The sequence below is a fragment of the Corallococcus macrosporus DSM 14697 genome, assembly GCF_002305895.1.
GTDB lineage: Bacteria > Myxococcota > Myxococcia > Myxococcales > Myxococcaceae > Myxococcus > Myxococcus macrosporus.
In genome coordinates, this window is record NZ_CP022203.1 from 1,578,134 (window position 1) to 1,590,565 (window position 12,432).

Consider the following 12,432-nt stretch of genomic DNA (forward strand, 5'->3'; position numbering starts at 1 on the left):
GGTGGGCGGTGCTGCCTCAGGGGTCGTACACCGTGGAGAGCGTTTCGGAGCGGAAGCTCTCGCGCTCGCGGATCATCGACCGCGTCTTCAGCTCCTTGCGGTCGTAGAGGTACACGGCCCCGGACTTGTTCGTCTGTCCCTGGATGAGCCGGTCATCGAAGTCGATGCGGGCCGGGCCCCGCTGCGGCAGCGCGGTGGTGGCGGTGGTGGCCGTGTCACCCGTCACCGGGTCCACCGCTGAGGAGCCCTTGGTCTCGATTTTCGGCGGGACCTTGGAGGCCGCCTTGGCCGCCCGCTTTGCGGTCCTGGACTTCGCCTTGCGCGAGGAGCGGCTGCGGCTCTGGGCCCAGGTGTCGGTCGGGGCGATCAACGTACCGATTCCGAGGAGCTGGGCGACAGCCATGCAAAGAAGGAAGCGTCGCATCATCAACAGGTTAAGCGATGCGTGTACCGAGCTGTCAACGCACACTCCGGCGTGTGCATGTGACGCTGTGCGCGCCCAGGTGTGGAGGGCACTCCACCCCATGTGGGGCGCATGCACCACGATGAGGCGGCGTGTTGCCGGGACGCTGGAAAGATGGCGTGCGATGCTGCGTTCCTCGCTCGCTGGGCTGATGGGGAGCCGAGACATGAATTCATCCCCGCACCGTGGGGGATGGGGGATGCTCCACGCTGGAGGCGACTGGCGCGGATGAGCAGGAATGGCAGGCGTGCGTTGCTCGCGGTACTGGGCGCGTTGTGGGTGGCCGCGGGCGTGGTGGCGCATCGCCTCGGCGGCGCATCGCCGGCCGCTCCGGAGGCGCCCGCCGCGCGTCCCAGGCTGGTGTCGGTGGGGCCTCGGCTCACGAGCAATGAGACCTCCCAGCCGCTCTCCATCCAGGGGGAGCGCCTGGTGCCGGGCCTGTCGCTCTCGCTGGGGCCTCCGCTGTCGCTTCGGCTTCCCTTGACGGTGGTGGATGCCACGCATGCCTACGCGCGGCTGCCCGCGGGCCTTCGCCTCCCGGAGGACGTGCCGCAAGCGGTGGTGGAGGCGCGGCTCGCCGGGCCCGCGGGCGGCGAGTCCGAGGGCGCCGCGCGGCTCACGGTGGTGAACGACGCGGCCTTCGCCGACCTGACCGCGATGGTGGGCTCGCCGGACGGGCGCACGCTCTACGTGGCCTCCGCGCCCACCGACACGGTGTTCGCGCTGGACGTCGAGAGCGGGCGCGTGGAGCGGCTGTCCACGGGGGATGGGCCCTCCGCGCTGGCGGCCTGGACGGATGGGGACGGCAGGCCCTGGCTGGGGGTGGCACACCGCTATCAGCCGGAGCTGTGGCTGTACGCCCTGGACGCGCCGGGCGCGGCGCCCCGGGTGCTGCCCGCGCCGCTGGGGGCGGAGGGGGTGGTGGTGGATGGCCGGGGCGGCGTGGCCTTCGTGGCCGAGCGCGTGGGAGACCGGGTGCATGCGCTGTCGCTGGCGGACGGCCGGGCACGGTGGTCGGCGCCGGTGGACCCCAACCCTCGGGCGCTGGCGCGTTGGAAGGGCGTGCTGGCGGTGGGCAGTCTCCAGACGGGGCAACTGGAGCTGCTGCGGCAGTCGGACGGGACGCTGGTCTCCACGGTGGTTCCAGGCCCTGGTGTGCCCATCATCGGGGGAAACACCGAGCGCTTCCGGGAGCAGGTGATGGGCGGCAAGGCGCCCCGCTTCCTGGTGGCGAGCGAGCGGCTGGGCCACGTCTTCATGTCGAGCCTGGGGCCGAACGTGGGGCCCAATCCACAGCGCATGGAGGTGAGCGCGAACAGCGGGGTGTCGGTGGTGGAGCCCTCGCGGGGCGTCTACGTGCGGCACCGGGGCTTCGGCGCGGGCGGGACGGAGGGGCTGGCGCTGGATGACGGCGCGGGGTTGCTCTACGCGGCGGACGTGGGGCTGGGGCTGGTGCGGGTGCTGGACGCGCGAGCGCTCGTCGCGGGTGACGCCACGGCGCGGCGCGCGGTGCTCCAGGAGGTGGCGGTGACGCCGCCCCAGGGCACGCCGCGCATCCGGCCCGCGGGGGACTTCGGGGTTCGGGGCAGGGCGGGCGAGGCGCTCCATTCAGGGCCGAGCGCGCTGGCGCTGGCTCCCGACGCGCGCACGCTCTACGTGCTCAACCGCTTCACCCGGACGGTGGCGGTGGTGGACGTGCGCGAGGCGAAGGCGGGGCGGGCGGTGGTGGTGCGTCAGCTCCCCGTGGAGACGTCTCGCGCGCAGGCCAAGCGGCGGTTGGGGCAGGTCCTCTACTACGCGGACCTGGGACGCACGGGCATCACCTGTGACGGCTGCCACCTGGAGGGCCACACCGGGGGCGTCTTCTATGAGAAGACGCAGCCGAATCGCATCTACCGCTCCACGACGCTGCGAGGCAGCCGCGACACGCCGCCGTACTTCACCCCCGCGAGTCACATCAGCCTCGTGGACACGGTGCGCTTCGTGGGCGCGCGCAACCGCTTCCACAACCCGGACCCGTCGCCCTCGGAGGTCGAGGCGCTGGCCCTCTACAACGCGCTCCTCGTCACGCCGCCCAATCCCTTCCGGGGCGAGGACGGCGCCCCGCTGGAGACGGTGACGCTCCCGGATGGAAGGGTGGGTCGCCCGGCGCCGGGGCGCGCGCTGTTCGAGGGGAAGGGCGCCTGTGTGACGTGTCACCCGGCGCCGCTCTACACGCTGGACCAGGACCTGGAGACGCGGGGGCGGTACCTCGACGTCGGGACGCCGGTGGCGCTGCCGCTGCGGCTGGAGCAGCAGGACCTGGTGCCTGGCGCGGCGACGCCCTCCCTAGTGGGCGCGTGGGACGTGTGGCCCCTGCTGACGAGCGCCACCGCGGGCTACGGGGTGAAGGACGGCCGGCTCGTGGTGGCGTCGCGCTTCGCGCTGCGCGCACTGTTGGAGACGTCCGGTCCCCGGCATGGCCACGCCAGCGCGCTCACGCCGGAGGAGCGTGACGACCTGCTGGCGTTCCTGCTCACGCTGTAGGCCGTCACCCGGCGGCCCATACGCGCAGGGCGCCGGGCTTCACGGGCCCTCCGGGTGGCTCGGCGCCCGTTCCACGGGGGGCCGAATTCTTGGTCCGTGCTGTGCCACTTGCTCGGCGCTTGCGGGCTTCGTGTCACGAGCGCTTGCGTTATCACCGGGGCCTAAGGTGTAGAATCGGACTGATGCGCGCCCTCACGCGGTCCGTCTGGCTCATTCCCGTGCTGTTGCTGTCGTGTTCCGACGCGGGCCTCTACGCGCTCAACGGGCGCGGCCCTGGCGGGAAGGACCGCGCCAGCTTCTCCGGCACCGTCTGCGTGCCGCTCGCGGGTGGCGAGGCGTTCCCCACCAAGGTGATCTTCGCCCTCCAGGGCGGCGAGGGCGTCGAGCGCGAGGTGGTGGGCTTCGCCACCGAGGCGCTGTCCACGCTCTCCAGCCGCTTCTCCGGCCCCTTCGTCCAGTTCAGCCTGGTGGCGTACCACACGGTGGCCACCGGCCTGTTGGGCAGCTTCTCCGACGCCTCGGACTTCCAGGCCGCGCTGCCGCGCTACGCCACCTATCAGGAGTCCGGTCCGGTGAGTGTCCGCGCCGCCCTGCGCCTGGCCAAGACGCTGCTGTCGGGCGACATGCAGACGTCCTGCCGCGGCGAGGTGGCCCGCACGCGCTACGTCATCGTCGTCATGGTGCGCAGCCAGGACACGAGCTGCGCCAACCCGGCCTTCAACGTGGGGCTCGACTCCCGGTGCAGCGCGCTGGGCAACACCACGGCGTGCAGCCAGTGTGAGCTCACCGCCATCACCGGCGAAATCAAGGCGCTGACCTCGCAGTTCAGCGCGGGTGAGGTGGTGGTGCAGCCCATCTACGTGCGCGGCGAGACGCCAGACCCCGTCACCCGCCAGCACGTGGCCGCCATCGCCGCCGCGGGCGGCACCGAGCCGCTGGAGACGGACGCGGCGGGCCTGTCCGGCACCCTCACCAACATCCCGTACGCCGCGCGGACCAACACCCTCAAGCTCAAGCGCTTCTTCGCCTACAACCGCAACGTGGTGGTGCGCGCCGGCCAGGTGCTCGTCGACAGCGACGGCGACGGCCTGCCCGACACGGACGAGGAGCTGCTCGGCACCGACCCCACGCGCCAGGACACCGACCAGGACGGGCTGATGGACGGCGTCGAGGTCCGCATGGGCCTGGACCCGCTGGCGCCGGACCTCATCAACGGCTGCAACGTGTCCCTGGACGAGGACGGCGACCGCCTCAACACCTGCGAGGAGCGCGTGCTCGGCACCAACGCCTGCATCGGCGACACGGACGGTGACGCGCTGCCGGACCTGGTGGAGGCGCTGGCCATGACGAACCCGCTCATCTCCGAGGACCTGCTGGACTCGGACCGCGACGGCATCACCAACGTGTCGGAGGTGGAGGCGCACGGCGACCCGCTCAGCGCCGACCTCGACTTCCACCGCGAGCGCGGCTACGGCTATGAGCTGGTGGAGACCACGCCCACCGTGGATGGCCGCACCTGCTACCAGGTGCGCGTGGAGAACGTCACCGTCGTCCCCACCCGCGAGCGCCCGCACCCCTTCATCCCGGGCGAGGTCATCCCGGCGGGCACCAACGAGGTGTACCTCTACCTCCAGGCCGGCCGGGACAATGATCCGCGGGGCGCGGGCATCGGCTCGCTCCTCATCCAGGACATCCACTACAGCGAAGAGGGGGGCCGCCTGCCCGCGGGCATCATCCCCCTGGAGCCCGACACCTTCATCACCGGGACTTGAGGCCCGCCTCGGGTGTGGGGTCCACCCCTCGGCCCCACTGAGGAGTCCCCCCCACACTCTTTGTTCGACGTGTCCCCACTCGTGCCCAACCCACTGACATTCCAGGGTTTATCCCAAGTGTCTGGTACGGATCGTTCCTTGCTAGGCGTCCGGCGTTGAAAGGAGTCACCATGACACGCGCTCGTTTCGCTTCGGCCCTCACGCTGGGGGCCTTCCTCGTTCTCTCCCCCGCGGGGGCGCTGGCCCAGTCCAACAACAACCCCGACAACCCGGAGTGCCTGGGGGACCGGTGCGGCATGCCGCTCGAGCAGGGCGGCGGCTGTGGCTGCGGCGCGGGCGGCAGCGTGTGGGTGAACTACACGGACGACGGCGACACGCTGTCGTACACGGACGACGCGGACGGCGACGGCCGCGCGGATGACCGGGACAACTGCCCCTTCGTCTCCAACCGCGACCAGGCGGACGATGACGGCGACGACGTGGGCAACGCCTGCGACAACTGCGCGTCGCTCTCCAACTTCCAGCAGCGCGACGCGGACGGCGACGGCATCGGCGACGACTGCGACCCGGACCAGGACAACGACGGCCACAACAACGATGTAGACAACTGCCCGCTGGTGCCCAACACGAACCAGGTCGACCTGGACGAGGACGGCCTGGGCGACGTCTGCGACCTGGACGACGACGGTGACGGCATTTCGGACGGCGAGGACAACTGCCCCCTCGTCTACAACCCGGACCAGGTTCTGCCGGAGGACGTCACCGTGTGCCGCGTGGACGCGGACAACGACAACATCTCCGACAGCAGCGACAACTGCCCCGGCGTGCCCAACCCCGACCAGCGCGACACGGACGCTGACGGCGTGGGCGACGCGTGCGACCCCGACATGGACGGCGACAGCGTGCTCAACACGCAGGACAACTGCCCCGCCGTGGACAACCGCGACCAGCGCGACGATGACCGCGACGGCATTGGCGACGCGTGCGACACGCGCTACTGCCTGGTGACGAACTCCGAGCGCCCCGACGACTGCCTGGACCCGAAGGCGCCCTTCACCGTCAGCGCCGGTGGCCTGTTCCGCACCGAGAAGGCCGGCATCACCATCCGCCCGCCGCTGTTCGCCAACCGCAACGGCGCGGCCATGGAGTACGAGTGGGCGGTGGTGAAGCGCCCCTCCGGCTCCACGGCGGTGGTGGAGCGCCCGCAGGGCGCGGTGACGCTGAGCCGCGACTGGCAGTACATGTACGTCGACGGCAGCGTGCCCACCTTCGTCCCGGACAAGAAGGGCGAGTACCAGCTCCAGCTCACGGCGCGCCTGGCCTTCTCCGACCGCGTCTTCCCCGACCAGCGCGTGTCCACCTCCACCCTCACGGTGTTCGTGGGGGATGAGTCGGAGGGGGGCACCAACTGCAGCTCCGTGCCCGCGGGCTTCAGCGCCACCGCCCTGGGCGCCGCGCTGCTCAGCGTGCTGATGCGCCGCCGCCGCTCCCAGCAGTAACCTCGCCGTCCCCCCGCCAGGAGGTCCCTTCCGCATGCGCCGCCTCGTTCGTACCTCGCTGCTCGCGGCGGGCCTCCTGGGCTCGGGCCTGTGGTCCTGTTCGGACGCCATGCTCGAGTCGCGCGTGGACGCGCTCTCCAACCTGGATGACCGGCTGACGCTCCAGGGCCGGGTGTGCACGCGCCCGCCCAACCCCTCCGGCTTCCCGGTCAAGGTGGTGGTGGTCATCGACGAGTCGGGCAGCATGTGTGTGTCCGACCCGCCGGGCGCGCAGCTCGACAGCGGCTTCTGCCAGCGCCGGGAGATTCTGGACATCATCCCGGAGGGCGTCACCGAGCCCGCGCGCGTGCGCGCCCTCAAGCGGCTGGTGCAGCAGTTCCGGGAGGTGAACGCGCAGGGCGGCAACGTGCAGGTGTCCGTCGCCCCCTTCGAGACGAACGTGCGCAACGTCTGGCCGCCCGCCACCACGGGCGACCGCTTCGCCCGGCCGGACAACAACATCGACAGCTACATCGAGGGCCTGCAGAGCCAGCTCGGCAAGGGCACCGACTACCAGGGCGCGCTGTCCTACGCGTACAGCCTCATCGCCAGCGACATCAACGCGGTGGCGCAGTCCAACCCGGAGCTGCTGCCGCGCACCCGCTACGTCGTCGTGTTCCTCACCGACGGCACGCCCTATCCGCGCTGCTCGGCCACCGACAACCTCAGCGTCTACGCGGACCCGGACAACCCGGACCTGACGTGGGCGGACTCGCTGACGGACTTCTGCAACCTCACCAACACCACGGACCAGATTGACGGCTTCGAGGTGGGGACGGACCGCAACCAGAACTACCAGTTGTTCAGCTACGTGCGGCGGCTGATGGAGCTGAAGGACCAGTACAACGTGGGCGACTTGCGCATGCACACGGTGCTGCTCTTCAACCAGGAGGCGGTGCGGGCGTGCGGCCCCATCTGCCAGGACATCTACGGCGTGTACCCGGGCGTGGAGCAGGCGCGCTACCCGGAGGCGGCGAAGAAGATCGCCGCGTGGCTGCTGCGGCGCTTCGCGGACATGGGCAACGGCGTGTACCAGGAGTTCAACGACACGGGCGAAATCTCCAACCTGGGCCTGGGCGCGCTGGACTACTCGTCGTTCGCCTCGCGCAACGTGATGAAGACGCTGATGGTGGAGTCGCTCAGCTCCGCGCCGGGGGACACCGGCCGTGTGCTGGACAGCGACGGGGATGGCGTCCCGGACGCCATCGACAACAGCTTCACGCTGAAGACCAACACCTTCGTGGCGGACAGCGACGGGGACTGCCTGGATGACGGCTTCGAGCACCGCCGCGAGGACCAGGGCTTCAAGGCCGCCAATGACCTGGACGCGCGCGGGTGCGACCCGGCCTCGCCGCTGACGCCCAACTGCGTCTGCCGCGACACGGACGGTGACGGCCTGTCCCAGTTCGCCGAGGACTACCTGCGCACGCGCACCGGCATCGTGGACAGCGACGGCGACGGCGTGCCGGACGGCCTGGAGTCACGCTGGGGGCTCGACCCGCTGGAGAACAGCGTGGCGGGCCTGGACACGGACGGCGACGGCATCCCGGACTACCAGGAGCTGCGCGCGGGCAGCGACCCCACGCGCCGCGACAAGGCCTTCCACGAGCGCTTCGGCTACCAGTACGAGACGCGCATCGCCGAGGTCCGCCCGGACGGCAGCCTCTGCTACGACTTCACCATCTCCAACCTGCAGCTCGTCACGCCGCCGGACCGCGCGGGCGTGAAGCAGGGCTACAACCTCTTCAAGGTGTGGTTCGCGGAGGCGCCGGAGAGTGGCGTGAGCACCGACTACGGCGTGTGGCGCACCGCCTGCGCCTGGGCGCAGTACGCGCCGCCCAGCGTGCGCGTCCCGCTGGGGCCGGAGCTGACCTTCGAGGACGGTGACTTCCGCCGGCCCGACACCTTGAGCAACCCGTGGAACAACCAGAACGACTGCGTCGGAATCCCGCCTTCGGGGAGCGCCAATCCGTGAGCCGCGCCGTGAGAGTGCTGGCGGGCGCGCTGGTGTCCGTGGTGCTGGTGATGGCGTGTACGGATTCCTATCTGTACGACCCTCGCCGGGACACGGACGTGCCGGTGGACCGGGCGGTGGCCCTGGACGGCCGCTTCTGCACCGTGGGCAGCAACGAGGTGGTGCGGCCCATCAAGCTGGTGGTCGCCATGGACGCCTCGCAGTCCATGCGGGTGAGCGACCCGGACGGCGCGCGCGCCACCGCGCTGGTGGAGCTCATCCAGAACCTGCCCAGGGACCCCGAGGTGTCCCTGGCGGTGATGCTCTTCGCGGGCAGCACCACCGCCTTCCTCACGCAGCAGCCGGGCAACCCGCCCCAGGACGGCTTCGTGCAGGTGTCCTCCATGGATGACGCCGCGCTGCGGCGCCTGACGGAGCAACTGCTCACCTTCCGCAACCCCGACACCTCGCCGAACCGCGACTCGACGGACTTCGTCAAGCCGCTGTCGGACATCTACTCGCTCATCAACACGGACATCGCGCGCAGCCGCCTGGACCCGGGCGGCCCGCAGGCGCTGGCGCAGGCGCGCTACTCCGTCATCTTCCTGTCGGACGGCAAGCCCACCAACGACCAGGACGACGAGCTGCTCCGCGGCGACGCGGTGGTGCGCATCCGCCAGTTGCGCGATTTGGTGGAGGAGGTGCGCGTCAACACCGTGCACGTCTTCAACCCCACGCAGCCGGTGTCCTCGGTGTGTGACCTGACGGGGGACGGGGGCTGCCCCATGCTCATCATCAACCAGAACGCGGACCGGCTGGAGCAGATGGCCACGCTGGGCGGCGGCAACTTCCGCGACTTCCGCAACAACGAGCCCATCAACTTCCTGGACTTCACCTTCGGCCAGGTGCGCCGCGCGTTCATCATGAAGGAGCTGGTGGCCTTCAACTTCTCCGCGCCGCCGGGCAGCCCCGTGGACGAGGCGGACTCGGACGGGGACGGCCTGACGGACGCGCGCGAGCTGGAGCTGGGCACGGACCCGCATAAGGTGGACACGGACGGGGACGGCTTCAGCGACGGCGTGGAGGTGTACTTCCGCGACCGGGGCGTGGACTTCAACCCCACGCAGGAGGCCCTGCCGGACGGCGGCGGGCTGGACCGCGGCTGCCCGCCGGCGCTGCGCGGCGTGGACTCGGATTGTGACGGCCTCCTGGACTGCGACGAGCAGTTCGTGGGCACCAACGCGACGCTGGCGGACAGCGACCGGGACGGCGTGCCGGACGGCGTGGAGTGGCTGGGCGGCACGCAGGGCGCCAGCAATGACTTGGACGAGGACCCGGACAACGACGGGCTGACGAACCGCATGGAGCTGAGGATGCACACCCGGCCGCTGGAGGTGGACACCGCGGACCTGTCGGTGAATGGCTACCGCTACGCCTTCGAGGCGGACGGCCCGCCGGACGACCTGGGCCGCCAGTGCTACCGCTTCCGCGTGGAGAACGTCCTGCTGGCCCCCACGAGCGCGTCCACGGATGACGCGGGCGTGGTGCAGCGCGGGGCGGGCTTCAATGACATCGCCATGTCCGTGGCCATGGTGCCCGGAGACGACCCCACCGCCCGGACCCTCATCCGCACCTTCCGCGTGAATGACGTGCGCTACCCCGTGGGCGGCATCAAGTCGCCCGCCGACGGCGTCATCCGCGTGGAGCCCGAGCAGTTCGTCGACGGCTGCCCCGGCCGCCCCGACGACGTGCCCCCGACGCCTTGAGAAACGACGCCATGCCCACCTCTGTCCGTCTGCTGCCGCTCACGCTGCTCGTCCTCGCCGCCTGTTCGTCCGGAGGAGGCGAGACACCGGACGCGGGGACTCCCGCGGTGGAGGACCTGTGCAACTCCCGCGAGGACGCGCTGACGCGGCCCGAGTGCGAGCTCAAGCCGGGCGAGCCGCTGGAGCGCTTCCTGGCGCTGGACAGCGAGCCGCGCGCCGGGGACCAGGACTGGTACCGCATCGTCCTGCCGGCCGGCACCAACGCCCGCACGCTGCTGAACGTCAACGGCGCGTACCTGGCGGCCAGCACCGCGGTGAACCTGTCCGTCACCATCCTGGGGCCGCTGCCGAATGGGGAGGAGGGCGCGCTGGCGAAGAAGGAGGACAAGCACGCCCAGGGCGCGCCCCGGCCGGTGGACATCGTGCTGCCGCTGCGCGACGGGCTGGAGAACCAGACGCTGCTGGTGCTGGTGCAGGACGCGCCGGACGTGCCGTCGCGGCCCAACTACGACGCGCGCAACAAGTACCGGTTGTCGGTGCGCATCGACCAGAACCCGGACGAGCAGGAGCCCAACGACACGCATGAGACGGCCACGCCGCTGGTGCTGACGCAGTCCGGGGAGCTGCTGATGGGCGCCTCCACCGGCTACCTGGCCACGGACAACGACGTGGACCACTACGCCTTCGACCTGGAGGCGGGGAAGATTGTCTACGTGCGCGTCGTCGCGCCCAACCTGGACTTCGTGCCCAACTGGCGCCTGTCCTATGAGCTGTGGCGCCCGGGCTTCACGGAGAAGGAGGACGAAGGCGTCGTGCTGCCCCAGGTGCGCGGCGGCGAGCTGGCCACCGCGCGCAAAATCAAGGTGGGGCACGCGGGCCGCTGGACGCTGGTGGTGAAGGGCTACCGCGGCACCAATGACCGGGACACCGCGCAGGGCGACCTCACGCAGCCCTACGAGGTGGAGGTGCGCGTGCTCGAGGAGGAGGACCCGCAGGACCAAACGACGCCAGACGTCCCAGACGACCACGACGACAATGACAAGGTGCAGTGGGCCACCACGCGGAACCTGAGCGCCGCCACGCCCGGTGGCACGGGCTCCGCCGTCTCCTTCACCGGCCGCCTGGGCTACATCTCCGACCGGGATTGGTACGCGGTGCAGCTGCCGGCCTTTGGCACGTCCTCGCTCTTGCGCTACCGGCTGGTGCCGCTGGACTCCGGGGGCCGCTTCCCTACGCTGCCGGTGACGGCGTCGCGCGTGTTGCATGTGTTCACCCTGAGCGCCGTCGGTGACAACCTGAACGAGTGGCGGGAGAACTGCGCCACCAGGCCGGAGGTCTGTCCGCGCGACTTCTCCGAGAACCCAGACGCCCGGGCCCTGGTGGACGGCTTCTGCCGCCGCACGGACCTGCCCGCGCCCATGTGCGTGCACTCCTCGCGTGAGGAGGCGGTGGACAACGCGCGCTTCACCGGGCTGAGCAACTTCCGGGGCGTGATTCCCGTCCCGGCGCACGCCGGCGTGGTGACGTACTACTTCCTGGTGCAGGACAACGGCTCGTGGGTGGATGACCGGGACTATCACCTGGAGGTGAGCTGGGACGCGGAGGACGCGGACGAACTGGCCCGCTACGTCGACGGCGCCGAGGCCCCCGTCCAACGGCCCATGGCGTCCACCACCGCCTTCCCCGCGCCGCCGGACACGGCGGAGTTCTCCGTCTCCGGCCAGCTCTCGCATGGCCACGGCCGGCTGCGCAGCGGCACCGACCGCCTCAACGGGCTCGGCGTGCGCGGGCCGCTGGACTACGACGCGGTGCCCTCGGACGTGGACTCGTACGTGTTCGACCTGCCCACGGTGCCGCCGCCGGAGGACCGGACCTGGCTGCTCCAGTGGGAGGTGCAGAAGCTGGCGGATGGCGGCACGCCGCATGGCTTGGCGCTGGACCTCACCTTCTGTGACGCGGACGCGCCGGACGCCGGCACCGGGAGCTGCGTGCCGGTGCGCGCGGGCAACCGGGGGCCGCTGACGCTGGGCTACCGCTCGGACGCGCTGCGGGCCTGGCACACGCCGGCCAACGCGGGCACCAGCAGCCTGCAGCCGCTCTACCAGTTGGAGGACCGGCCTGGCTCCACCGTCGTCACCCTGGCGCCCTATGCCTGCGGCTGCCTGGAGCGGCGCTTCATCCGCGGCGGCACCCTGCGCGTGGACGTGACGGCGTCGGAGCGGCTGGACTACGAGCGCGTGGACTACACGCTGCGCACCGGCCACGGGGACTATCCCCAGAGCTACCCGGTGGACGGCGGGACGACGGTGGCGTGCCCGGCCGTCACCGACGGTGGGACGACGCCGGACGGGGACGGCGGCGTCATCCAGAACTACGCCGGGGGCTGCAACTTCACCTACCAGCCGTGAGGCGG

General features: G+C 71.0%; 7 protein-coding genes. 6 read left to right on the forward strand and 1 reads right to left on the reverse strand.

Translation table 11 applies throughout. The annotated features are described in order from the left end of the window. Positions 1-16: 16 nt before the first annotated feature. Positions 17-370, reverse strand: a complete 354-nt coding sequence (locus MYMAC_RS06655) for a hypothetical protein (protein ID WP_239989385.1) — start codon at positions 368-370, stop codon at positions 17-19. 156 nt (positions 371-526) lie between these two features. Between MYMAC_RS06655 and MYMAC_RS06660 the strand changes: the two genes are divergently transcribed. From MYMAC_RS06660 to MYMAC_RS06685, 6 genes are all read left to right on the forward strand, one after another. Next, positions 527-2,989 (forward strand): MtsA protein, encoded by a 2,463-nt coding sequence (locus MYMAC_RS06660; RefSeq protein WP_095957468.1) that lies wholly within the window; start codon positions 527-529, stop codon positions 2,987-2,989. Between the two features lie 182 nt (positions 2,990-3,171). Continuing rightward, positions 3,172-4,761: a thrombospondin type 3 repeat-containing protein gene (locus MYMAC_RS06665; RefSeq protein WP_170114706.1), complete on the forward strand. Its 1,590-nt coding sequence runs from the start codon at positions 3,172-3,174 to the stop codon at positions 4,759-4,761. 170 nt (positions 4,762-4,931) lie between these two features. Next, positions 4,932-6,260 carry a cell-cell cohesion MYXO-CTERM protein MtsC gene (mtsC, locus tag MYMAC_RS06670; protein WP_095957470.1) on the forward strand — a complete coding sequence of 443 codons (1,329 nt, stop codon included), beginning with the start codon at positions 4,932-4,934 and terminating at the stop codon, positions 6,258-6,260. A gap of 34 nt (positions 6,261-6,294) precedes the next feature. Then, complete coding sequence (gene mtsD, locus MYMAC_RS06675; RefSeq protein ID WP_095957471.1) at positions 6,295-8,274, forward strand: cell-cell cohesion protein MtsD; 1,980 nt, start codon at positions 6,295-6,297, stop codon at positions 8,272-8,274. Beyond that, positions 8,271-10,019 (forward strand): vWA domain-containing protein, encoded by a 1,749-nt coding sequence (locus MYMAC_RS06680; RefSeq protein WP_013935525.1) that lies wholly within the window; start codon positions 8,271-8,273, stop codon positions 10,017-10,019. The genes mtsD and MYMAC_RS06680 overlap by 4 nt, the downstream gene beginning before the upstream one ends. Positions 10,020-10,030: 11 nt before the next feature. Continuing rightward, complete coding sequence (locus MYMAC_RS06685) at positions 10,031-12,427, forward strand: hypothetical protein (protein WP_204817428.1); 2,397 nt, start codon at positions 10,031-10,033, stop codon at positions 12,425-12,427. The last annotated feature ends 5 nt before the right edge of the window (positions 12,428-12,432 follow it).

Coding starts and splice junctions, on each gene's coding strand:
- MYMAC_RS06665 (WP_170114706.1), top strand. CDS start 3,172: ATGCGCGCCCTCACGCGGTCCGTCTGGCTCATTCCCGTGCTGTTGCTG.
- mtsC (WP_095957470.1), top strand. CDS start 4,932: ATGACACGCGCTCGTTTCGCTTCGGCCCTCACGCTGGGGGCCTTCCTC.
- mtsD (WP_095957471.1), top strand. CDS start 6,295: ATGCGCCGCCTCGTTCGTACCTCGCTGCTCGCGGCGGGCCTCCTGGGC.
- MYMAC_RS06685 (WP_204817428.1), top strand. CDS start 10,031: ATGCCCACCTCTGTCCGTCTGCTGCCGCTCACGCTGCTCGTCCTCGCC.